The 23,578-nt window shown below is 64.0% G+C and carries 21 protein-coding genes; 15 read left to right on the top strand and 6 right to left on the bottom strand.

Going from position 1 to position 23,578, the window contains the following annotated elements; genetic code table 11:
- Positions 1-2 precede the first annotated feature (2 nt).
- The 9 genes from J2X92_RS13250 to J2X92_RS13290 all read left to right on the top strand — a co-directional run bounded on the left by J2X92_RS13250 (position 3) and on the right by J2X92_RS13290 (position 12,205).
- Positions 3-4,718: an RHS repeat-associated core domain-containing protein gene (locus J2X92_RS13250; protein WP_307576313.1), complete on the top strand. Its 4,716-nt coding sequence runs from the start codon at positions 3-5 to the stop codon at positions 4,716-4,718.
- Positions 4,715-5,005: a hypothetical protein gene (locus tag J2X92_RS13255; protein WP_307576314.1), complete on the top strand. Its 291-nt coding sequence runs from the start codon at positions 4,715-4,717 to the stop codon at positions 5,003-5,005. Before J2X92_RS13250 ends, J2X92_RS13255 begins: the two co-directional genes overlap by 4 nt.
- Positions 5,006-5,511: 506 nt before the next feature.
- Positions 5,512-6,615, top strand: a complete 1,104-nt coding sequence (locus J2X92_RS13260; protein ID WP_444875712.1) for an RHS repeat-associated core domain-containing protein — start codon at positions 5,512-5,514, stop codon at positions 6,613-6,615.
- Positions 6,616-6,647: 32 nt separating this feature from the next.
- Positions 6,648-7,007, top strand: coding sequence for a hypothetical protein (locus J2X92_RS13265; RefSeq protein WP_307576317.1), 360 nt, complete (start codon positions 6,648-6,650; stop codon positions 7,005-7,007).
- A 548-nt stretch (positions 7,008-7,555) separates the two neighbouring features.
- The gene (locus J2X92_RS13270; protein WP_307576319.1) at positions 7,556-7,966 is read left to right on the top strand and encodes a hypothetical protein; all 411 of its coding nucleotides are present in this window, start codon (positions 7,556-7,558) and stop codon (positions 7,964-7,966) included.
- A gap of 238 nt (positions 7,967-8,204) precedes the next feature.
- A complete protein-coding gene (locus tag J2X92_RS13275; RefSeq protein ID WP_093017668.1) occupies positions 8,205-9,209 on the top strand; it encodes a sugar ABC transporter substrate-binding protein in 1,005 nt (334 codons plus the stop codon).
- Between the two features lie 20 nt (positions 9,210-9,229).
- Entirely contained in the window at positions 9,230-10,189 is a 960-nt protein-coding gene (locus J2X92_RS13280; protein WP_307576323.1) for an ABC transporter permease, read from the top strand.
- Positions 10,189-10,986, top strand: coding sequence for an ATP-binding cassette domain-containing protein (locus J2X92_RS13285; RefSeq protein WP_055805505.1), 798 nt, complete (start codon positions 10,189-10,191; stop codon positions 10,984-10,986). Before J2X92_RS13280 ends, J2X92_RS13285 begins: the two co-directional genes overlap by 1 nt.
- Positions 10,979-12,205 (top strand): ROK family transcriptional regulator, encoded by a 1,227-nt coding sequence (locus J2X92_RS13290; RefSeq protein ID WP_307576325.1) that lies wholly within the window; start codon positions 10,979-10,981, stop codon positions 12,203-12,205. The genes J2X92_RS13285 and J2X92_RS13290 overlap by 8 nt, the downstream gene beginning before the upstream one ends.
- A 5-nt stretch (positions 12,206-12,210) precedes the next feature.
- On the opposite strand, the gene J2X92_RS13295 is transcribed toward J2X92_RS13290, so the two are convergent.
- Complete coding sequence (locus J2X92_RS13295; protein WP_307576327.1) at positions 12,211-12,702, bottom strand: hypothetical protein; 492 nt, start codon at positions 12,700-12,702, stop codon at positions 12,211-12,213.
- 178 nt (positions 12,703-12,880) lie between these two features.
- Here J2X92_RS13295 and J2X92_RS13300 point away from each other — a divergent pair, with 178 nt between their 5' ends.
- On the top strand, positions 12,881-13,531 hold the full coding sequence (locus tag J2X92_RS13300; RefSeq protein ID WP_307576328.1) for a hypothetical protein: 651 nt from the start codon (positions 12,881-12,883) through the stop codon (positions 13,529-13,531).
- A 6-nt stretch (positions 13,532-13,537) separates the two neighbouring features.
- Here the strand turns inward: J2X92_RS13300 and J2X92_RS13305 are convergent, their stop codons facing one another.
- From J2X92_RS13305 to J2X92_RS13325, 5 genes are all read right to left on the bottom strand, one after another.
- Positions 13,538-14,560 (bottom strand): tripartite tricarboxylate transporter substrate-binding protein, encoded by a 1,023-nt coding sequence (locus J2X92_RS13305; RefSeq protein ID WP_307576330.1) that lies wholly within the window; start codon positions 14,558-14,560, stop codon positions 13,538-13,540.
- Between the two features lie 35 nt (positions 14,561-14,595).
- The gene (locus J2X92_RS13310) at positions 14,596-15,996 is read right to left on the bottom strand and encodes a sensor histidine kinase (RefSeq protein WP_307576663.1); all 1,401 of its coding nucleotides are present in this window, start codon (positions 15,994-15,996) and stop codon (positions 14,596-14,598) included.
- Between the two features lie 18 nt (positions 15,997-16,014).
- Complete coding sequence (locus J2X92_RS13315; protein ID WP_307576331.1) at positions 16,015-16,680, bottom strand: response regulator; 666 nt, start codon at positions 16,678-16,680, stop codon at positions 16,015-16,017.
- 25 nt (positions 16,681-16,705) lie between these two features.
- Entirely contained in the window at positions 16,706-17,713 is a 1,008-nt protein-coding gene (locus J2X92_RS13320) for a Bug family tripartite tricarboxylate transporter substrate binding protein (protein ID WP_307576332.1), read from the bottom strand.
- A 72-nt stretch (positions 17,714-17,785) separates the two neighbouring features.
- The gene (locus J2X92_RS13325) at positions 17,786-18,580 is read right to left on the bottom strand and encodes an IclR family transcriptional regulator domain-containing protein (protein WP_307576334.1); all 795 of its coding nucleotides are present in this window, start codon (positions 18,578-18,580) and stop codon (positions 17,786-17,788) included.
- A 200-nt stretch (positions 18,581-18,780) separates the two neighbouring features.
- Between J2X92_RS13325 and J2X92_RS13330 the strand changes: the two genes are divergently transcribed.
- The 5 genes from J2X92_RS13330 (at position 18,781) to J2X92_RS13350 (ending at position 23,571) form a co-directional block, all read left to right on the top strand.
- On the top strand, positions 18,781-19,704 hold the full coding sequence (locus tag J2X92_RS13330) for a shikimate dehydrogenase family protein (protein ID WP_307576336.1): 924 nt from the start codon (positions 18,781-18,783) through the stop codon (positions 19,702-19,704).
- A 51-nt stretch (positions 19,705-19,755) separates the two neighbouring features.
- Positions 19,756-20,358, top strand: coding sequence for a TRAP transporter small permease (locus J2X92_RS13335; protein ID WP_307576338.1), 603 nt, complete (start codon positions 19,756-19,758; stop codon positions 20,356-20,358).
- Between the two features lies 1 nt (position 20,359).
- Complete coding sequence (locus J2X92_RS13340) at positions 20,360-21,640, top strand: TRAP transporter large permease subunit (protein ID WP_307576340.1); 1,281 nt, start codon at positions 20,360-20,362, stop codon at positions 21,638-21,640.
- 67 nt (positions 21,641-21,707) lie between these two features.
- A complete protein-coding gene (locus tag J2X92_RS13345) occupies positions 21,708-22,712 on the top strand; it encodes a TRAP transporter substrate-binding protein (protein ID WP_373424837.1) in 1,005 nt (334 codons plus the stop codon).
- A 25-nt stretch (positions 22,713-22,737) separates the two neighbouring features.
- Positions 22,738-23,571 (top strand): shikimate dehydrogenase family protein, encoded by an 834-nt coding sequence (locus J2X92_RS13350; RefSeq protein WP_307576342.1) that lies wholly within the window; start codon positions 22,738-22,740, stop codon positions 23,569-23,571.
- Positions 23,572-23,578: the final 7 nt, after the last annotated feature.

Raw genomic sequence — 23,578 nt, forward strand, 5'->3', positions numbered from 1 at the left:
AGATGGCAGGGACGGACGAAAGCAAGGCGCCGGCGCAGCGCGAACCGCAGACGGCAGTGGCGCCGCTGAACACCATTGTCGACGAAGACGTCGCGGCGGCGAGCAAGGCGGTAGACGATTGGCTGCGTTCGTTCACGGGTGGCTATGTGACGCTCGAGCGCCTGACCATGGTGCTGGGCAGCCTGCCCATCGTCGGCAACATCATGGCGTTGGTGGACGTGTTCCTGGACCTCATCAACATCGTCGAGAAGAAGGCCAAGGACAGCGTTGGCGCGTTCCTGAACTGGGTCAGCCTGGGCATCAACCTGATCGGGCTGATTCCGGCGCCGCCGACCATGGCGGCGGCCCGCATGAGCCTGCGGCCCACGCTGCACCTGGTGCGCCAGCAGCTGAAGACCGCCACTTCCAATCTGGGTGAAGCGATTGTCACCACGCTGGTAGGACACCTGAACGCCACCATCGTCGGCGAACTGGAGACCTTCATCGACAAGGCCATCGGCCTGCTTGGCGAGATGCTGAAAGGCTGCACGAACCTGGCCGACGACATCGTGGACAACCTGGTCGACATTCTGAACCGCGTGCTCGGAAAGAAGGACCTGTTCAGCGTTGGCACGCCGCCGGTGGCCGAATCCAAGGTGTACGACCCAAACACCGAGAGCACCTGGAGCCGCATGTGGGGCAGCGCGGTGCGTTACTCAAAGCAGTCAGCCAACTACGTGGCAAAGAAGGCTACCGACTACCTGCCTGAGAGCGTGGCGCAACAGGTCAATGATGTGATCCGGAGCCTGCAGGATTTCAAGACCAGCTTCCGGGCACAGCTCGAAAGGCTGGCAGACCAGCAAGCTGAAGCCAGCATCATGTGGCTGCTGCACAAGCTGCTGGAGGCCATCAAGCGAAAGAAGGGGCAGCGCGCGGCCATTGTGCCGCCGCGTTCAGGCGCGGTGTCGGAGCAGGACAGGCCGGGGAACCAACTGGGGCATATCAACAAGCAGGCCGCAGGACAGAACGATCCCAAGGCTTGCAAGAACTGCCCCGGAGTTTCAAGCACTCCAAATTCCATCAGCTTCGTCACGGGCAGCGAGAGCTTCACGCACACCGATTTCGTGCTTGCGGCGCCGCTGCCCATCGAATGGGCGCGCACCTATCGCAGCGACCTCGACGCTTACGACCAGGGAAGCCTGGGGGCGCGATGGCTCACGCGCTACAGCACGCGCGTGGACCTTGCCACGCCGGCCAAGGGCCGGCGCCAGGGGAAGCCCAGCCTCGTCTACCGCGGCGACGATGGCCGCAGCCACGCCTACCCGCTGCTGGCCCCGGGCCAGGCACACCGCGATGCGATCGAAGAAATAACGCTCACGCGGCTCAGCGAAACCTTGTTGACGCTGGACTTCGGGAAACCGTTGCCCCTCGGCGAGCAGGCCGAATGGCGCGAAATCTATGAACTGGTCGAGCTGCGCGGGCAGCGGCATTTCCGGCTCGTGAGCTTGCAAGCCAAGGATGGTGCCGCCATCGGCCTGCGCTACGACCATGTGATCGCCTCCACCGGCGAGCAGGTGCTGAGCGACATCGTCAGCAAGCAGGGCGATGTCGTCATGGCGCATGTCGGCGCGCAGCCCGATGCACGGACAGGCCTCATCCAATCGCTCTGGGAGCTGAAGGACGGCCAGGTCGTGCGGCAGCTGGCCGCCTACACGCACGACGCCGACCGCGACCTGGTCGCGGCACAGGACGAGAACGGCGCGAGCTGGAGCTACGCCTACAGCCACCACCTGATCACGCGCTACACCGACCGCACCGGCCGCGGCATGAACCTGGAATACAGCGGCACCGGCGCCGATGCCAAGGCCGTGCGCGAATGGTCCGACGACGGCAGCTTTGCGACCACGCTCGAGTGGGACTCAAACATCCGCCTGACCTACGTGACCGATGCGCTGGGCGGCGAGACCTGGTACTACTACGACATCCAGGGCTACACCTACCGCATCATCCATCCGGACAAGCTGGAGGAGTGGTTCTTTCGCGACGACGCGAAGAACGTCACGCGCCATGTGCACACCGACGGCAGCACCGACGACTACGCCTACGACGAAGACGGCAACCTGCAGACGCATACGCGCGCCGACGGCAGCCGCGTGCATTTCGAGTACGACAAGCTGCACCGCCTCACGGGCCTGCGCGATGCCGAGGGTGGCGTGTGGAAGCGCGACTACGACGCGCAAGGCCACCTCACCGAAGAGATCGATCCGCTGGGCCACAAGACCGAGTACGCCTACGACAAGGCCGGGCGGCCCGTGCGCATCACCGATGCGAAGGGCGGCGTCAAGGTACTCGCCTACACACCGTCGGGCCAGCTTGCCAGCTACACCGATTGTTCCGCCAAGACCAGCCGGTGGGAGTACGACGAACGTGGCCGCGTCGCCAAAGCCATCGATGCCGCCGGCAACACCACCAGCTACCGCTACGCCGCCGGGCACCTCGAGGAAATCGTGCTGCCCGACGAAACGAGCGAGCATTTCACGCACGACGCCGAAGGGCGTTTGCTCGCGCACGCCGACGCGCTCGGCCGCCGCACGCGCTACAGCTACACGCGTGCGGGTCTCATCGCGGGGCGCACCGATGCCGCCGGCCGCTCGCTCAAGTACCACTGGGACCTGCTGGGCCGCCTCACCGAGCTGCAGAACGAAAACGGCAGCCACTACAACTTCCGCTACGACCCCGTCGGCCGCCTGATCGAAGAAACCGGCTTCGACCGCAAGACGACCCAGTACCGCCACGAAGCGACAAGCGGCACGCTGGCCGAAGTGACCGAGGCCGGCCGCACGACGCAACTGCAGTTCGATGCGCTGGGCCGCCTTGTCGAGCGCAACGCCGGCGAAGGCCAGTCCGAGCGCTTTGCCTACGACCGCAACGGCCGCCTGCTGGAAGCCGCCAATCGCGACGCGCGACTGCAGTGGTTCTACGACCCCGCGGGCAACCCCACGCGCGAGCATCACCACTACCTGGAGCGCAAGCGAACCGCTGTCTGGCAACACCGTTACGACGAGCTCAACGAGCGCATCGCCACCATCCGCCCCGATGGCCACGTGACCCAGTGGCTGACCTATGGCTCCGGCCATGTGCACGGCCTGCTCATCGACGGACAGGACATTCTCGGCTTCGAACGCGACGACCTGCACCGCGAAGTGGCCAGGGAGCAGGGCAACGGCCTGAGCCAGCGCCAGAAGTACGACCCCGCCGGCCGCCTGCTGGAGCAGCGCATCTCCAACACCGGACGCGGCAGCATCGAGGCGCTGGAACTCAGCCGCCGCTACACCTACGACAAGGCCGGCCAGCTCACCGCCATTGGCGACAGCCGTCGCGGCCGGCTGGACTATCGCTACGACCCTGTCGGCCGCTTGCTCGAAGCCCACGGCCGCCTGGGCCGCGAAGTGTTTGCCTTCGATCCCGCGGGCAACATCGTCGATCCGACGCAAGCTGAAGGCCCTGTGCAGCGCACCGCGAACAAGCTGCTCGACAACCTGCTGAAGGAATACGCAGGCACCAGCTACCGCTACGACGAGCGCGGCAATCTCGTCGAGCGCGTGAAGAACGGGCGCAAGACCGCTTTTGCGTGGGACGGATTCAACCGCATGACGGCGGCCACCGACCACGACGGCATCACGACCACCTTCAGCTACGACCCATTGGGCCGCCGCATCGCCAAGCATTCAGGCCACGCGAGCACCTCGTTCGGCTGGGACGGCGACGTGCTCGCGTTCGAGAGCACGCAAAGCTCTGCCGCGCAGAACGAGCGGCAAGGGCAGGGATGGAGCGTGCACTACATCCACGAGCGCGATTCCTTCGCGCCGCTGGTGCAGATCAGGCAGCCGCGCGCCATGGCGCTAAGCGAGACGACAGATGTGAAGGCGCTGATGGAGGCCAACGGCGGCGTCTATGACATCGAGCAGGATCCGCTGTGGAACGGCGAACAGCGCAGCGTGCCAAGCGCCTTCGATAGGAAGGAGATGGCCTTCTATCAGTGCGACCACCTGGGCACGCCGCAGGAACTGACGGACCATGAGGGGAGCATTGCGTGGTCGGCCAGCTACACGGCCTGGGGCGAAGCCAAGCAGGCGATCAGCGAGGCGGGAAGGAAGGCAGGGTTCAGGAATCCGATCCGGTTCCAGGGGCAGTACTTTGACGAGGAAACGGGGCTGCACTACAACCGGTATCGGTACTACGACCCGGTGAGTGGAAGATTTGTCAGTAGCGATCCGATCGGGTTGCTTGGAGGCACCAACCTTCATGCAGCAGTTCCAAATCCGACGGGCTGGATCGACAGTAACGGCCTTTCACCGATTGAAATCCTCAAGAAAGTCGCACAGGTAAAAGCGGGAAGAAGCGTCACCGTCTGCTCGTTTAAGGAAGCGTCAACAGTTCTATTTGGAGCGTTTCCAGATGCTCAAAAATCTGCAGGGGCAGGCGATAAGGATCCTGCAAAAACTGCCAGAGACAAGGCTGCATTTAAGTCAAATCGGCAAAATGACACGGGAAGAGCCTCGTATCACATGGACTTCAAAACCAACCCTGCGACTGGTGTCCTATATGGGCACGAGTCACTTCCGAACGGGCATCCACATAAAACCATGCCGCATATAAACGTCATCACTCCAGAAGGCGATCGGCTCGATATTTTTGTGGATCGGCCCACTAGATGCCCTTCGGCAAAGAAAAAATGAAAGACGCAGAAATTATTTCCAAGATCAGCCAATTGATTCAGGCCAAAAAATCGTTCTGGATCAATGGAGATTATCTCCGGGAAGGTGAGAAATTCCACTGGGAATGTTTTGTCAAAGTGCTGGGATCGACAGTGGCGGTTGGATTTGATGAGTATCTAGAGAAATACGAAGATGCGGTCGATCTTTATGATGCGTATGTACGCAAGCAATTTACAAATATCGAAGAGGCATTGACATTTATCCTGAATTTCCTCCCTCTTGCCGCTGAAAGGTTGCGCAGCAGTTAGTCAGATTCGGATTCAGGCGCAAGCAAGTAAGAACGGTAAATATATGGGATTTAGTCTGACGAAAGCTCAAGAGAAGAGATTTGCTCTTCTGCAGAAAAGAAGCTTCGAAGGACTATTTCTTGGTTCGGATTTAATTTTAAATTTAATCCAATTTCCAGAATCCTCGGTTCTTCTGAAAATAAAAATACGGTTCGACAGCAAATTGCTGCCAATAAAAAGACTCCAGTCGATATTTTAGAAAAATTATCAACAGATAAAGATGAAGACGTTGCGAGGGTGGCAAAATTCAATCATCGAACAGAAAATAGAAATTCCTTTCCATCGCGCAAATGATCTAACCATGCCGTGCGCCTCCGTAAAGGGCAGGTAGTTGCGTAGCAAACAGGCCGGCGCACACCCTGCCACGCATTCAGTCGACCAGCTACCGTTATGACGAGCGCGGCAATCTCGTTGAGCGCGTAAAGAACGGGCGCAAGACCGTCTTCGCATGGGACGGCTTCAACCGCATGACGGCGGCTACCGACCTCGACGGCCTCACGACCACCTTCCGCTACGACCCATTGGGCCGCCGCATCGCCAAGCGTTCAGGCGACGCGACCACCTCGTTCGGCTGGGACGGCGACGTGCTCGCGTTCGAGAGCACCCAAAGCACTGCCGCGCAGAACGAGCAGCAAGGGCAGGGATGGAGCGTGCACTATATCCACGAGCGCAATTCGTTCGTGCCGCTGGTGCAGATCCGGCAGCCCCGAGCGCTGGCGCTGAGCGAGACGACGGACGTGAAGGCGCTGATGGAGTTAAATGGGGGCGTCTATGACATCGAGCAGGATCCGCTGTGGAATGGCGAACAGCGCAGCGTGCCGCGTGCGTTCGACAGGAAGGAGATGGCGTTCTACCAGTGCGACCACCTGGGCACGCCGCAGGAGTTGACGGACCATGAGGGGAGCATTGCGTGGTCGGCGCAGTACAAGGCGTGGGGAGAGGCGCGAGAGGCCATCAGCGAGGCGGGGAGAAGGGCGGGGTTCAGGAATCCGATTCGGTTCCAGGGGCAGTATTTCGATGAGGAAACGGGGCTGCACTACAACCGGTACCGGTACTATGACCCGCTGGCGGGGAGGTTTATATCCAGTGATCCAATCAGGCTGGCTGGGGGCAACAATCTGCACCAGTACGCGCCGAATCCTCTCGACTGGACTGACCCGCTCGGATTGGCAGGCAATCGGGCCAACCGCAGGGCCGGTCAAATTCTTCAGCAGCAAGACGCTGCTTCAGGCGGCCATGCGTACTCGCGGCACGGGGCACACACCACGCTGCCACAGCAGCAGGATCGTGCCAAGACGGGGGTGCCACCAGATCAACCCTGCAAAAAGCCCAAGTCAAGCGGCCCCAATTCAACGCGCTTCCTGAGCAACATTGATCAGCTCGATGCGATTCAACGCGGGAAGACGGCAATGGATCGCACGGGAGCCAACGAAGCTACGATCAATATGGGACGCGACATTGGTGAGGGTTACAGGAAAGGCGGCGGAGGCTGTCCAGAAACCACCACTCATGCAACTGTAGTTAGAGGTCCCAAAGGGATCATCACTGCATATCCGGATCTCGATCCATGACGACACAAATATTTCCTCGATACATCCACAAGATGTACTACTACCTGCTCGCCATGAGCGATGACGAGCTCGATGAGTTCCACATTAATGAAGAGCCTTGTCGCGCCAAGCTGTTCGATGCAATGAAGGCGGACTTCGATAGCTTCGGCCCAGTGAGCAAACAAAGAGTTCTTGAAGCCCTGGAGTACATCTGGTCGTCCGGTCAGATTGAGAAGCTCTGGGGTTGGGTAGTGCCCCAAGCAGTGGACCTCGATGAAGTTGAGGATAAGCCTGCCTACTTGTGTGCCCTGCACAAAAAGCTTTCTGGCCGGGAGCCGCCGCACAGAGACTTCGGCCCGGATGTGGAGTTGGTCAAGAGCGCAGGACCGCAAGGCGTTGACATACGCGAGTAGTGCGCTGCGCAGAACACGCCGAAAAGCTCAAAGCCAAAGCGGCGACGGCTCACGCCGAAAGGATGAACAGATGCTGTCAATTCGGTAGTTGAGGAGGCAGTTCAGTTTGGGAGTTTTACGGAATGTTTGAAGCATCTGATCTCTCACTGCCTTTCCGTGGGGGTGTTCATAGAGGATCACCGTGGCACTCGAAGAGTGGTCTTAATTGGGCGATCCATTGCAGGTTTGATTGATGAGGCCAAGGCAGCACGAACACACCAGTCCCCCGATGCAGTACTTGAGTCGGTGCTTGCGTACGGAGATCGGTTGGCAAATAGACAATTGATAGAACGAGTTCTACAAGCTCATTGAGGCTGCTTGCGCTTTTGGCTGCTAGCGGGACGATCTGCACCGTGAAGTGGCCAGATGAGCGAAACGGCCCGAGCCAGCGCTGAAGGGAAATGCAAGCACCAGCTGATCCTGAAACGCCCTAAGGAAGTTTATGGAACGCATTTGGATCGACCTGTTGGAGGCGAAATATATAAATATTAAGATGCCCGACTACTCTTTTGTTCTGGAAGAAAAAAAACAATCCGTATTCGAATGTTGTTGGTGATCTTCGACAGAGATTTCCCACAAGTGAAGATACCGACGAAAACAGTGACGTCAGCTTTGGGTATGTCTTGGCTCTTGCGCCTGAGCGTGATTACTTGCTCAGGATTTCAATGATTGCGCCTTATGCTTTCTTGGTCAAGATCAATGGACGCGGACCGACATCGGGGCCAATTGTTGGAGAAAACACCCAAGACGAAATAGAGACTGATCTATTGAAGGTTATCAAATCCCACGGAATTTCGATGCTTGACGGAAAAAGTCTCAAAGTCGATATCCCCGGTTCTGGCGATGGTTCGAAATCACTCTATCAGTGGATGTTTATAGATGGCGAAAATCCACCTTGGACAGAAGTTGAAGGACCATAAAGGAGTTCGCGCGGAATTAGAGCCGGGTGCTCACTCAGCTGAAGAGCCAGCAGGCCAAGGCGAGCCGGACCGGATGATTCTTCCGCCCGAACTCCGGGTTTCCGATAACTAAATCCACTTGATTTAGTCGCTCTCCTGTCCGATAGTCTCCCTGCGCCCGGATGCCGCGTCCCTCGCCGGACCCGCTACCGGATCACAAGACCGCAGGCGCACGCCGTCTGCCCACGGAGACACAAACATGCTCAGCTCCCGCTCCATCCTGGCCCTGGCGGCCATGTCCCTGGCTGCATCGTCTGCCGCCTTTGCCGCGGACCAGCCCGTCATCGGCCTTGTCACCAAAACTGAAACCAACCCCTTCTTCGTGAAGATGAAGGAGGGCGCGCAGGAAGAGGCCAAGAAGCTCGGCGCCAAGCTGCTTTCGGGCTCGGGCAAGGCCGACGGCGACAACGCGGGGCAGATCACGGCGATGGAAAACATGATTGCCGCGGGTGCCAAGACCATCCTCATCACGCCGAGCGACGCCAAGGCCATCGTGCCGGCGATCAAGAAGGCGCGCGACAAGGGCGTGATGGTGATTGCGCTCGACAGCCCGGCCGATCCGCCGGACGCAACCGACGCGCTTTTTGCCACCAACAACTACACCGCCGGCGTGCTGATCGGCGAATACGCCAAGGCCGCGATGGCGGGCAAGCCGGCGAAGATCGTTGCGCTCGACCTGTTGCCGGGCCACCCGGTGGGCGCGCAGCGGCACAACGGCTTCATGAAGGGCTTTGGCTTGGCAGCCAACGATGCCAAGTCGAACGAGCTGTCGAAGTCGCCTGAAATCGTCTGCATGGCCGACAGCTTCGGCGATCAGGCCAAGGCGCAGACGGCGATGGAAAACTGCCTGCAGAAGGCGCCCGACGTGAACCTGGTCTACACCATCAACGAGCCCGCAGCGGCCGGTGCCTACAACGCGCTGAAGCGCGCGGGCAAGGAGAAAGGCGTGATGATCGTCTCCGTTGACGGCGGCTGCCAGGGCATCAAGGACACCAACGCCGGCGTGATTGCGGCCACCTCGCAGCAGTACCCGCTCAAGATGGCGGCCATGGGCGTGGCGGCGGGCGTGGAATACGCCAAGACGGGCAAGAAGGCCTCGGGTTACGTCGACACGGGCGTGACGCTCATCGCCGGCAAGAGCGTGGCGGGCGTCGACAGCAAGGACACCAAGACGGGAGCCGAGCTGTGCTGGGGCAAGAAGTAATCAAGGCCCGGGGCACCTTGATGGCGAAATCTCCGACGCACCACATTCCGTGGGGCGCCCTGGGGCCGTGGCTGGCCCTGCTTGGCGCATGCATCTTCTTTGCGACGCAGTCCGACCGCTTCCTGACGGGCGGCAACCTCTCGCTGATCATGCAGCAGGTGATGGTGGTTGGCGTGATCGCCATCGGACAGACGCTGATCATTCTCACGGCGGGCATCGACCTGTCGTGCGGCATGGTGATGGCGCTGGGCAGCATCATCATGACCAAGTTCGCCACCGAGCTCGGGCTGCCGGTGCCGGTGGCCATCTTGTGCGGCATCGGCGTGACGACGCTGTTCGGCCTGCTCAACGGTTTGCTGGTCACGCGCATCAAGCTGCCGCCGTTCATCGTGACGCTGGGCACGCTGAACATCGCGTTCGCGATTACGCAGCTGTATTCGTCATCGCAGACCATCACCGATCTGCCCGCCGGCCTCACGGGGCTGGGCACCACCTTCACCATCGGCAGCGCCGAAGTGACCTGGGGCGCGGTGCTGATGCTGGTGCTCTATCTGCTCGCCTGGTTCGTGCTGCGCGAGACGGCGGCGGGCCGGCATATCTACGCAGTGGGCAACAACGCCGAGGCTACGCGCCTGGTCGGCATTCCCACCCAACGCGTGCTTCTGGGTGCGTATGTGGCCGCGGGCGTGCTCTATGGCATTGCCTCGCTGCTGTCGGTGGCGCGCACCGGCGTGGGCGACCCGAACGCGGGGCAGACCGAAAACCTCGACGCCATCACGGCCGTGGTGCTTGGCGGCACCAGCCTGTTCGGCGGCCGCGGCGTGGTGCTGGGTTCGCTCATCGGCGTGCTGATCGTCGGCGTGTTCCGCAACGGGCTCACGCTGATGGGTGTTTCATCGATCTACCAGGTGCTTGTTACGGGCGTGCTGGTGATTCTTGCCGTGGCGGCCGATCAACTCTCGCGCCGGGGAGCACGCTGATGAACACCGTGGCAAATCCGAAAATCATCATGCAGGCCAAGGGCCTGGTGAAGCGCTATGGCCACGTCACGGCGCTCGACGGGGTCGACTTCGAGCTGCGCGAAGGAGAAATCCTCGCGGTGATCGGCGACAACGGCGCGGGCAAGTCGTCGCTCATCAAGGCGCTGTCGGGCGCGGTCGTGCCCGACGAGGGCGAGATCCTGCTCGACGGCGCACCCGTGCACTTTCGCAATCCGCTGGACGCGCGCCGCGCGGGCATCGAGACGGTCTATCAAGACCTGGCCGTGGCACCCGCCATGACCATCTACGAGAACCTCTTTCTCGGCCGCGAGCTGCGCCGCCCGGGCTTCATGGGCAACGTGCTGCGCATGCTCGACAAGAAGAAGATGCTGCAGGAGAGCAGCGCGCGCATGGCAGACCTGAAGGTCGGCATCCAGTCGATGACGCAGGCGGTGGAAACGCTCTCCGGCGGCCAGCGCCAGTGCGTGGCCGTGGCGCGCAGCGCGGCCTTCGCGCGGCACGTGGTCATCATGGACGAGCCGACCGCCGCACTCGGCGTGAAGGAAGGCAACATGGTGCTCGAGCTGATCCGCCGCGTGCGCGATCGCGGCCTGCCAGTGGTGCTCATCAGCCACAACATGCCGCATGTGTTCGAGGTGGCCGACCGCATTCACGTGGCGCGGCTGGGCAAGCGAGCGGCCGTGCTCAACCCGAAGAAGATCAGCATGAGCGACACGGTGGCCGTGATGACCGGCGCCATGACTGCCGACAAGCTGCCCGCGGAGGCCCATGCCTGATGCAGAAGCTGTTGCTGCGCGCCCACTCGACCTGTTGCGCCCGCGCGGCTCCAACCAGGTCGGCATGCGCCAGTTCAACGAACGCGTGGTGCTGCAGGCGCTGCGCGTTCACACCAGCCTGCCCAAGGCCGAGCTCGCTCGGCTCACCGGGCTGAGCGCGCAGACCATCGGGCTCATCACCGCGCGGCTGGAGGAAGACCAGCTCATCGTGAAGCAGGGCCGGGTGCGCGGCCGCATCGGGCAGCCTTCGGTGCCTCTGGCGCTCAACCCCGACGGGGCCTTTGCCATCGGCATCAAGGTCGGGCGGCGGGGTGCCGAATGGCTGCTCATCGACTTTGCCGCACGCGTGCGCGAGCGCCATGCCATCAGCTACGAGTTTCCCGATGCGGAGCAGCTGCTGCCCGCCATTGCACAGCACATCCACCGGCTGCGCGACGGGCTGGGTCCGCTCGCGGTGCGCACCGTGGGCGCGGGGCTGGCCGCACCGTTCCAGCTGGGCGGCTGGCACCGCACGCTGGGGCTGTCGAAGGCGCAGTCCGACGTGTGGAACCAGATGGATCTGCCCGCCGAGGTGCGGGCGCGCACCGACGTGCCGGTGGGTTATGCGCGCGACACCGTGGCAGCCTGCGTGGCCGAACTGGTCACGGGCCGCGGCCACGATCTCAAGAGTTTTCTCTATGTGTTCGTCGACACCTTTGTGGGCGGCGGGCTTGTGATCGACTCGCACCTGCATACCGGCGCGCACGGCAACGCGGGCGCATTGGCCTCGCTGCCCATGCAGTCCGCAGCAGGAGTCGGTGCGCCAGCACAACAGCTGATTGCCGAAGCCTCGCTCTGGGAGCTGGAGCAGCGCCTGCGCAGCGAAGGCCTCGATGCGACCGCCGCCTACGACGACCGCGCGTTGGAGGCGCCTTATGCCGCCGCCACGCAGGCGTGGCTTGCATCGGCTTCGGTTGCGCTGGCCTACGCCATTGCAAGTGGCACGGCGGTGCTCGACCTGGGCGACGTGGTGATGGACGGGTCCATGTCTCGTTCGCTGCTGGAGGCCCTGCTGGAGCAGACACGCGCGGCTCTGGGCCGGTGCAACTGGGAAGGCATCTGGCAGCCGCGCCTGCACGGGGGAAGGGCGGGTGCGCAGGCCTGCGCGCTCGGCGGTGCGATGCTGCCGCTTCACGCCAACTTCGCGCCCGATCACGACGTGTTCCTGAAGGCGGCCTGAGCCGCTTACGGCGTCGCCGCTGCGTGAAGGCTGCGCGGGAATCGCAGTGTGCTCGCGTGGGTGCCCTCCGGACATGGCCGATCGGTGTAGCCGGCATCGCCCTCTGGCATCACGCACTTGTGTACCTCGACGAAGGCGGGCACGGCCTTGGCGGGCGGCTCCGCGGCGGCAACCGCGGGGGCGATCACCGGGGCGATTGCCGGGGCGATTACCGGAGCTTCGGGCGTCGCGTTCGCCAGCGGCGCGCGATGGGGTGGGGGCGAGGCCGGTTCCTCGGACGAGCGCGTCGCAGTGCCCGGCACGGGGGGCTCGACGTTGGCTGGCATGACCGCGGGTGGCAAGGTTGGCGCGCGCGCCGCGCTCTCGTTCACCAGGCCTTTCAATGCCACATAGAAGAGCAACACCGCAACCAGTGCGATGGCCAGGCAAGGGGCCCAGTACCTACCGTTTTCGGCATCCACTTGCTTGAACGTGTCGACCGTTTGTTCCAGGCTCATGGCTGAAACTCCTTGTTCGTGTTCAGGCATTCTTGAGGGCTGGTGTCGAGCACAGCTGTAGGCCTGCACCATGCGCCCCTACGGAATTCGTCTCGAAAACGCCGCGGATAAAACCTCATCGGCAGGCGCTGATCACGGGCTCTCGATAATGCGATCCACTTGTCGAGAACCGGAAACAATGAGCGCTGCAGATTTTCTTTTCGCACCTGAGGTACAAAAACTCCTGATGGTCGCCTACGCGGCGCCGGACCAACAGTTTTCTTGCAGCGAGCTGGCCCAGCGTTCAAAGCTTGACGCCGCCGATGCCGCGCGCACCCTGGAGCATCTTGTCGGCAGCGGCATCCTCAAGAGGCAAAAGCCGAAGGCGGAAGAGGCCGAAATGGTTTCGGTCGATCGCGCGTTCATCTTCCATGACGAGCTGCGCAGCATCGCGCTGAAGTCATTCGCCGCCGCCGAGCCGGTGCGCTCGATGCTTCGTACCAAGTTCAGGGATTCAGTGTTGCGCGCCTTCGTTCTGGGAGAGGACAAGGACGGCACCGTGGAACTCCTCGTCGTGCACGGGCAGCTCACGCCCGATGAAGCTGCCATGACGGCCGCCTGCCAGAAGCTGTCGAAGAACATCCACCGTCATCTGAAGATGCATGTCATCTCGCACGCCAGGTTCAACAGCTTGACGCCGCGCGATCCACTCGCGTCGAAGCTGGCGGCGCCCTGTGCGCTCGAGATCATCGCGCTCGGGGATACGAAGGCTCAATTGCCCGTCGAACGGGTCAGCCTCTTGCAAAGCGCCAAGAAGAAATTGGCAACGCTGTCACGTCCATCGGCGTGAGTGCGGTCAGGGCTTCCAGCGGCGCAAGCCGAGCTCGTCCGCGAGTGCCTGGTAGGTCTTGATGCGGGCCTGCACGTAGTCGTCGAGCGTGGCGCCGGTGAGCGCGAAAGGATAAAGCCCGTGCCGTTCGCGCAGCGCGGCGTAGCCCGGTGCGGCAGTGGCCTCCGCGAACGCGGCGGTCCATGCGCGCACGGCAGGGTCGGGCACGTTCGCGCTGAGGTACAGGCCGCGCACGGTCGGCCAGACGATGTCCACGCCTTGCTCGCGGGCGGTCGGCACGCCGGTGAGCGCACCGCCGAGCCGCGTCTCCGACAGCACGGCCAGCAGCCGTACAGCCGCACCGCCGGCAATCGCCTGCAAGGCCTCGGCCGCGTCACCGGGAAAGGCATCCACATGCTTGCCTTGCAGCGCACCGAGGGCATCGCCGCCGCCTTCGAAAGACACGAAGCGCATCGCCTTGTGATCGCGCCCCGCGGCGCGCACCAGCAGCGCGGCCTTCACCCAATCCTGGCTGCCCACCGTGCCGCCCGCGCCGAAGGCAATTCGCGAAGGTTCCTGCTGCAATGCGGCGACCAGGTCTTGCAGGCGCTGGTAAGGCGAATCGCGGTGCACGGCGATCACGCCGTAGTCGGTGCCCAGCGTGGCGATCCAACGCACCGCCGAAGGGGGATGCGGGCCGAAGCGGCCCTGCGCAAGGTTGAGCAGCGAGCCACTGGAGAACGCGACCAGCGTGCCCGGCCCGCCGAGCCGGCCCGTGGCCACGCGGTCGAAGGCGACCGCACCGATGCCGCCCGGCAGGTAGCGCTGTGCGAGCGGCGGCCGTGCGGGGCGCACCAACTGCAGCGCATCGCGTGCGAGGGCGCAGGTCAGCGCGAAGCCGCCCCCGGCCTTGGCGGGAATCACGCAGTCTGCCGCGGCTTCGGACGGATCGGCCCCGGCCGACGCGACCGAACGCGCTGCGGCAGCGGGCAGCAACAGCGCGGCGAGTGCGCGCAGGGCGTGTCGGCGGGTTGCGGAAGGTGTCGGCATGGGCGTGCGGTTGACTGGCACGGGTGCGGCCTCGGTCAGCCGGCGGCCGGCCGGGGCCACCAGATGATCGCATGCAGCCCCGTGGTGCCGGGCCGCGCTTCGAGCCGCAGTTCTCCGCGGTGCCGGTGCGCAATGGACCGCGCGATGGCCAGCCCCAACCCGAAGCCGCCCTTGCCCGCACGGGCGCCGCGCCGGAAGCGCTGTCCGAGTGATGCACGTTCTTCTTCGCCCAGGCCCGGGCCATCATCCTCGACATTGAGGCTCCACCCGGCCGCATCGCCCGCTGCAAATAGCGTGATCGTCCCTTCGGCCGGCGTGTAGGCAATGGCGTTGGCCACCAGGTTGCCGAGCGCCTCGCGCATCAGGCCGCGGTCGGCCGACGCAACAAAATCTGGCGAAGGCGAATGGATGCCCAGGTCGATGCGCTTGGCGCGCGCGAGGGGCAGCAGGTCCACGGCCACTTCGCGCAGCAGCGCCGCAAGGTCGAACTCCGTGGCGTCGAACGCCACCGTGTCGCTGCGGCCCAGCGCAAGCAGTTGCTGTGTGCTGCGCGTGGCGCGGCTGATCTCGGTACCCAGCGCATCGAGCGCCAGTTGGACCTGCGCCGGGTCCTGCTCGCGCCGCGCATAGTCGGCCTGCATCTGCAGCGTGGTGAGATGGGTGCGCAGCTGATGGGACGCATCGTCGAGAAACTGTCGCTGCTGGGCCACCAGGTCTTGCGTGCGCGACATCTGCTGGTTGACCGCCGCCACCAGCGGGCGAACGTCGGCAGGCAGGTCGGATTCGGCAATGCGCGTCAGGTCGTCCGGCGTGCGGGCCTGCACCTCGCGTGCCAGCCGCGACAACGGCCGCAACGCCGCAGCCAGTGCAATGGTGGTGCCGACGAGAAGCATTGCCAGCACCAGCCCGTCGCGCAGAGCCGCGCTGCGCACGAAGCGGGCCGTGAACTCCTGTCGCGAGCGCGTGCTCTCGCCCACCTGGATCAGCACGCTGCGGCCGTTGCTGCCGGCCGATGCGCGGTCGAGGTCGCGCCGGTAGGCCGCAAGGCGCACGGCCTCTCCGAAATAGGTGGCGTCGTAGAACGCCGGCATGCCCATGGCCAGCTCGTCCGGCGGGGCGGGCAGGTCGGCGCTGCCCAATTCCACGAGGCCGTCGGAGGTGGTCACGCGGAAGAACACCTGGCCGCTGGCCGTGAGCTCGAAGAACTCGAACATCGTGTACGGCAGCTCGACCGAGAGGCCGCCCGAGGCGGTGGAGATGTTGGCGTCGATGGACTTGAGCGCGCCCAGCAGCGAGCGGTCGTAGGCCGCGTTGGCGGCGGCCAGCGCGTCATGCCGCGTCATCCAAAGCTCGAGGCCGGTCACCACCAGCAGGGCGGGGAACAGCAGCAGCGCAAGCCGCTGCCACAGGCTCGCGCGGCGCAACCGGTCGGCCATGCCCGTCAACACGCTCACTCAGTCCGCTTCCAGCGCATAGCCGAGGCCGCGCAACGTGGCAATGCGAACACCGCTGCCGTCGAGCCGCTTGCGCAGCCGGTAGACCAGCACTTCGACGGCCTCTGGGTGCACCTCCTCGTCATCGGAAAACACCCGCTCGAGAATCTGCTGCTTCGACAAGGGCTCGCCGCTGCGTTGCACCAGAACGCGCAGCACGGCCTGCTCGCGCGGCGACAGCGCAAGGGTTTCGCCCTTCAGCGCAAACTGCCGGCGTGCGCTGTCGTACACCAGCGGGCCGCACGCCAGGCGCGGATGCTCGACACCGCGCGCGCGGCGCACCAGCGCATGCAGTCGCGCCTCGAGCTCGGCCAGTGCAAAGGGCTTGGCCAGGAAATCGTCGGCGCCGGCGTTGAGCGAAGCCACACGTTCGCTCAGCGAATCGCGCGCCGTGAGGATCAGTGCCGGCAGCCGCTGGTCGCGTTCGCGCAGGCGCTGCAGCACGGTGTGGCCGTCCATTCCCGGCAGGCCCAGGTCGAGCACCAGCGCATCGTGTTCGCGCTGCTGCAGAGCCCGGTCTGCCAGGCGGCCATCGTCCACCCATTCGACCTGGATGCCCGCATGCTCCAGCGCCTTGCAGAGCCAGGTGCCCAGGGTGTGTTCGTCTTCGGCCAGCAGGATGCGCATGGCGCGATGCTAGGGCCTGAAACGATCAATCCGGCTTGATGTTTGCCCTTGCGATGACCTTCTGCCAACGGGCTTGTTCGGCCGCGATGAACTGCGCGAACTGCTCGGGCGTGCCGCCGATGGCCTCGGCCGCATCGGCGGTCAACCGCTGCATCGAGTCGGGCGACTTCACGGCCTTCATCGTCTCGGCCGACAGCTTGGCCAGATTCGCGGGCTCGATGTTGGCCGGCGCAAGCATGCCGTACCACTGGGTCATCTCGAAGCCGGGAAAGCCCTGCTCGGCCACCGTGGCCACGTCCGGCAGCTGCGGCAGGCGCTTGGCCGAGCCGGTGGCGATGCAGCGCACCTTGCCGGCCTTGATGAAGGGAATGATGGCGGCCGCACCGATGGCCGAGGCATCGAGCCGGCCCGAGAGAAGGTCGGTCACCATCGGCCCCGTGCCGCGGTAGGGCACGTGCAGCATGAAGACGTTGGCGGTCATCTTCAGGTATTCGAAGGCCAGGTGGCCCGCGCTGCCGTTGCCCGCGGAGCCATAGCTCAGCTGGCCCGGCTTGGATTTGGCGTAGGCAATGAACTCCTTCAGGTTCTTTGCCGGCACGTCGGGGTGCACCACGTAAAGGCTCGGCACTTTGGCCAGCAGGCTCACGGGCTTGAAGTCCTTGTTGACGTCGTAGGGCAGCTTGGCAAAGATGTACGGATTGACCGCCAGCGTGCCGATGTGGCCGAGGATCAGCGTGTGCTGGTCGGTGCTGCGCGCCACCTCGCTCATGGCAATGTTGCCCGCCGCGCCCGGTTTGTTGTCGACGAAGACGCTCTGGCCCAGCGTGCGCGAAAGTTCCGCCGCCGTGGAGCGCGCCACGATCTCCGAACTGCCGCCGGGCGCGAAGGGCACCACGAAGCGCACCGACTTGCTGGGCCAGCCGGCCTGCGCCGAGGCCATCGATGGCAGCAGGCCACCCAGGGCCAATGCGCTACCGCCCTGCAGCCACTGGCGGCGCGTGGGCTGCGGGTCGTTCAGGAAGTTGTCGGACATGGTGCTTGTCTCCATCGCTTGTTTGAAAGAAAGCCGCATCCTGCCCGATGGAGGCTGTCGGAAAGCTGTCAGTCAGATCAGGTTGCGCATGGCCTGCGCCGTTTCGCGCAGCACCGGCAGCACGCGCGCCACCGCGTCCTCGGAGCTTTCGTGGCCCATGGGCATGGTGATGTTGAGCGCGCCCACCAGCGTGCCGTGCCGGTCGCGCAGCGGCACCGCAATGCCGCGCGAGTTGAGGTCGAGTTGCTGCTCCGACAACGCCCAGCCCTGCGCGCGGATGCGCGCCAGCTCAAGCTTCATGCGCTCCATGCTTCCAATGGTGTAGGAGGTGAACACCTGCAACTGCCGGGTGGCCAGCCATTCGGCCAGCTCCGCCTCGCCCCGCAGCGCAAGCATCAGCATGCCGGCGGCAGTGACCTGCGCCGGCACGCGCGCGCCCAGCACGTAGCCGGTGCTCATGCTGCGGTTGGGGCCGTTGCGGGCGATGTAGACCACCTCGTCGCCGTCCATCACGCTCAGGTAGGCGATCTCGTGCGTGCCCGCCGCCACGCGCTGCAAGAAGGGTTGGACGATGCGCGGCAGCCGCGCCGAGTCGAGATACGACTGACCCAGCCGCAGCACGCGCGGGGTGAGCCAGAAGAGCTTGCCGTCACTCGCCACGTAGCCCATGTGCTGCAGCGTCAGCAGGTAGCGCCGAGCGGCCGTGCGCGTCATGCCGGTGCGTTCGCCGGCCTGGCTGGCGGTGAGGCGCGGATGGGCGTCGTCAAAAGCTTCGATGATGCTCACGCCGCGCTCCAGGCCGGCGATCCAGTCGCGCTTGTCGAGCCCGGCCGGCGCGGGAGAAAGATCGGCAGTGTCGGAGCTCATGACCAGAAGTGTGCAGTCGCGGTGGCCTTGATCGCCGCTGGCCTCGATCGGGATAAACCCGGCTTTTGTACGATAAACGAACGCATAAGCACGATTGTCGAGCAAATTAGGCCTAGTCCGAGGGTGACTGGCATAGCGAGATGGATAGAGTTCGGCTTGGCAATGCCTCTGGAGCGATTGCCGCACAAAAGAGGCAAGAAATGACCACCTCCATCTCCGGCAGCACACTCGCGTACCTGATCCCTGGCGACCCCGTGCGCAACGTGCGCCTGCCCAGGTTGTTCAACGCCGTCTTCGAGCGTTTCGGCATCGACGCGGTGCTGCTGCCCATGCAGGTGCCGCTGCGCGACTTCGCGGTGTTCTTCAAATCGGCCTTCCTTGCCCGCAACGTGCGCGGCATGGTGATCGCGCCGCCGCACAAGCCGCTGGTGGTCGACCTGCTCGACGGCTGCGGCCTGTTCGGCCGCGTGGCTGGCTCGGTCAACGTGGTGCGCCGCACCGAGAACAACGAATTGGAGGGGGACCTGTTCGACGGCGAAGGCCTGGTGGGTGCGCTGGACCACTTCAACATTCCGTTTCGCGGCAAGCGCGTGCTGATTCTTGGTGCAGGCGTGAGCGCCGCCGCCATTGGCGTCGCGCTGGCTGAAGGCGGCACGGTCGATGGCGCCGAGCACATTGCCTTCTACGACACATCGGCCGGCAAGGCCGCAGGGGTCGCAGCCAAGCTCGATGCATTCTTCGACGCCAATGTGGCGGTCGCCGACAGCAACGCGCCCGAGGGCTATGACCTGGTGATCAACGCCACGCCGCAGGGCCTGGACGAGAACGACCCGCTGCCCATCGACGTCGCCCGCATGGACGGCCATGCCGCGCTTTTCGACATTCTGCTGCGCAACCAGCCGACGCCGCTGGTGCGCGCGGCGCGTGCGCGCGGCCTCAACGCGCAGGCCGGCTTCGAGATGCTGATTCAGCAGATGCCGCACTACCTCGGGTACTTCGGCCATGCCGATGCGGCGCAAGGCGTGCGCGACGACGCCGACTTTCTGCGCGAGATCGTCTATCCGCCGTCCATGCACGCGGAGATTGCCACCCCCCTGCGCTATCACTCGGACAACGTCGCCTGAAATGCCTGCGCAACACGACCGAGCAGAAAAAATTTCAACAGGAGACAAACAATGACAAGAATCTTCTCGTGGTACTGCCGGGGGCTCGAAGGGCTCATGGCGCTGATGCTGGCCATCATGGTGATCATGGTGTTCGGCAACGTCGTACTGCGCTACGGCTTCAATTCGGGCATCACCGTCTCTGAGGAAGTGTCGCGCTGGCTCTTCGTCTGGATGACCTTTTTGGGTGCCATCGTCGCGGTGCGCGAACATGGCCACCTGGGCACCGACATGCTGATCTCCAAGCTGCCCACCTGGGGCAAAAAGCTGTGCCTGTACCTGTCGCACGGATTGATGCTGTTCGCCTCGTACCTGCTGCTCACGGGCAGCTGGCAGCAGACGCTGATCAACCTGGACGTGAGCGCACCTACCACCGGCGCCTCCGTCGGCATCTTCTATTTCGTCGGCGTGGTGTTCGGCGTCTCGGCCATCGTGTTCCTGCTGTACGACCTCTGGCTCGCATTGAGCGGGAAGCTCAGCGACGCCGACCTCGTGATGGTGCACGAGTCGGAAGAGCAGGGCGACATCGACCGCATCAACGCCGAACTCGCGCGCCGCGATGCCGAAGAGGCCATCGCACGCCAGCGCGGCAGCAACAACGCACGAGGCAACTGACATGACGATCGCCATCTTCCTCGGTGCCCTGCTGGGCGCCATGGCCATCGGCGTGCCGATCGCCTATTCGCTGCTGCTGTGCGGCGTCGCGCTGATGTGGCACCTCGACCTGTTCGACGCACAGATCCTGGCGCAGAACGTGATCAACGGCGCCGACAGCTTTCCGCTGCTGGCCGTGCCCTTCTTCATGCTGGCCGGAGAAGCCATGAACCAGGGCGGGTTGTCGCGGCGCATCGTGAACCTCGCGCTGGCGGTGGTGGGCCATGTGCGCGGCGGGCTCGGCTACGTGGCAATCGTCGCGGCCTGCATCCTGTCGGCCCTGTCAGGCTCCGCGGTGGCCGATGCGGCCGCGCTGTCGGCACTGCTGATCCCGATGATGGTGGCCGCCGGGCACGACAAGGCGCGCTCGGGCGGCCTCATTGCGGCGTCCGGCGTGATCGGCCCGATCATCCCGCCCTCGATCGGATTCGTGATCTTCGGCGTTGCCGCCAACGTGTCGATCTCCAAGCTGTTTCTCGCGGGCATCTTCCCGGGCATCCTGATCGGTGCCTCGCTCTGGTTCACTTGGTGGTGGCTGGTGCGCAAGGAAAAAGTGCTGCCGCCGCCTCGCAAGTCCAAGAGCGAGATGCTCACCGCGCTGCGCGAAGCAACCTGGGCGCTGCTGCTGCCGCTGATCATCCTGGTGGGCTTGCGCTTCGGCATCTTCACGCCCACCGAGGCGGCCGTGGTCGCCGCGGTCTACGCGATCTTCGTGGCCACCGTCATCTACCGCGAGCTCAAGCCCTCGCAGTTCTACGCCATGTTTGTCTCGGCCGCCAAGACCAGCGCGATCGTGATGTTCCTGGTTGCGGCAGCCATGGTCTCGGCCTGGCTCATCACCGTGGCCGACCTGCCGTCCAAGCTGGTCGCGCTGCTCGAACCGCTCATCGCGAGCCCGATGCTGCTGCTGATCGTGATCATGGTGCTGGTGATGGCGGTGGGCACCGCAATGGACATGACGCCTACCATCCTGATTCTCACGCCGGTGCTGATGCCGGTCATCAAGGCGGCGGGCATCGATCCGATCTACTTTGGCGTGCTGTTCATCATCAACAACTCGATCGGCCTCATCACGCCGCCGGTGGGCACCGTGCTCAACGTGGTGGCCGGCGTCGGACGCATGAAGATGGACGAGGTCACGCGCGGCGTGCTGCCCTTCGCCATCGCGGAGTTCGCAATGATGTTCCTGATGGTGCTGTTTCCCCAGCTCATCATCTGGCCGGCTCGGCTGCTCAGCGGCTGACCCCCACGCGGTTCGCTGTTCGCTATTCGCTATTCGCTTCCCCAATTTCAACCAAGGAGACTTTCACATGAACAACTTTTTCCGCAAGACGCTGATCGCCGTGGTCGCGGCCTGTGCCATGGGCGGCGCTGCCGCCGAGGTGAAGGAACGCACGCTCAAGTTCGCGTTTCAGAATCAGACCGGCCATCCGCAGGCACAAGGTGCGCAGAAGTTCGCAGACCTCGTCGCCGAGAAGTCGGGCAAGAAGATCACCGTCAAGCTGTTCCCGGGCGGCACGCTCGGCGGCGACCTGCAGACAGTTTCGGCGCTGCAGGGCGGCACGGTCGAGATCACGGTGCTCAACGCCGGCATCCTGACCGCGCAGGTCAAGGAGTTTGCCGCCTATGACTTCCCCTTCCTGTTCAACAACGCGCAGGAAGCCGACGCCGTGACCGACGGCCCCTTCGGCCAGAAGCTGCTCGCCAGGCTGGACGAGAAGAACCTGCACGGCCTCGGCTACTGGGATCTGGGCTTCCGCAACCTGACCAACAGCAAGCGCGCGATCGCCAAGGCGGACGACATTGCCGGCCTCAAGATCCGCGTGATTCAGTCGCCGATCTACATCGACCTGTTCAACACGCTGGGCGCCAATGCCACGCCGATGCCCTTCCCGGAGCTGTACTCGGCGCTGGACCAGAAGGCGGTCGATGGCCAGGAGAACCCCAACACCGTGATCGCATCGTCGAAGTTTGCCGAGGTGCAAAAGCACATCACGCAGACGCGCCACATCTACAACCCGCAGGCGCTGATCATCAGCAAAAAGGCCTGGGACAGCATGAGCGCCGAAGAGAAGAAGATCATCAGCGATGCCGCTGCCGAAGCCACCAAGTTCCAGCGCGAGGCGTCCCGTGCCGCGGCCGACACCGCGCTCGACACGCTCAAGAAGGCCGGCATGACCGTGACCGAACTTCCACCCGCCGAAATGGCCAAGCTGCGCGACAAGGTCAAGCCCGTGATCGACAAGTACACGGCCACGGTGGGCGAAGCAACCGTGAAGGAGCTGTACGCCGAAATCGCCAAGGTCCGCAAGTAAATCCAACAGGCGAGCGAAGCACAGCATGATCACCGGCAAGACCACCCTCGTTGCGCACCTGGGCTTTCCCACCGAAAGCTTCAAGGCGCCGATGATTTACAACCCCTGGTTCGAGAAGCAGGGCATCGACGCGGTCGTGGTGCCGATGGGCGTGAAACCCGAGGACTATCCGGCGGCTTTTGCCGCGCTGTTCCGGCTCACGAACATTCGCGGCGCGCTGGTGACCATGCCGCACAAGATCACGACCATGGGCCTGGTCGACGAGGTGACGCCCACGGCAAAGATCGCCGGTGCCTGCAACGCGGTGCTCAAGCGCGCCGACGGTGTGCTGGTGGGCGACCAGTTCGACGGCGCCGGCTTCGTGCGCGGCGTGCTGCGCAAGGGCCGCGCGCTCGAGGGCGCGCGCGTGCTGGTGGCCGGAAGTGGCGGCGTCGGCTCGGCGATTGCGGCCTCGCTCGCGGCGGCCGGCGTGGCGGAAATTGCGCTTTATGACGCCAACACGGCGTCGGCCGATGCGCTGGCCGGGCGCCTGCGCACTCACTATCCGGCACTAACCGTGTCCACGGGTTCGAACGATCCGGCCGGGTTCGACGTGGTCGTCAATGCCACGCCAATGGGCATGAAGGAAAGCGATCCGCTGCCTTTCGACGTGGACCGCATCGCATCTTCGACCTTCGTCGGCGAGGTGGTGATGAAGTCCGAGTACACGCCCCTGCTGCGCGCAGCATTGGACAAGGGCTGCGCCGTTCAGGTGGGCACCGATATGCTGTTCGAAATGATTCCCGCGTACCTCGAATTCTTCGGCTTCGGCACTGCCACAGCCGACGCGTTGCGCGCCACGGCGAAGATCAGCTACTGAGGCGTTC

Origin of the sequence: Variovorax paradoxus (genome assembly GCF_030811855.1) — a bacterium.
In the GTDB taxonomy this organism is placed as follows: Bacteria; Pseudomonadota; Gammaproteobacteria; order Burkholderiales; family Burkholderiaceae_C; genus Variovorax; species Variovorax paradoxus_L.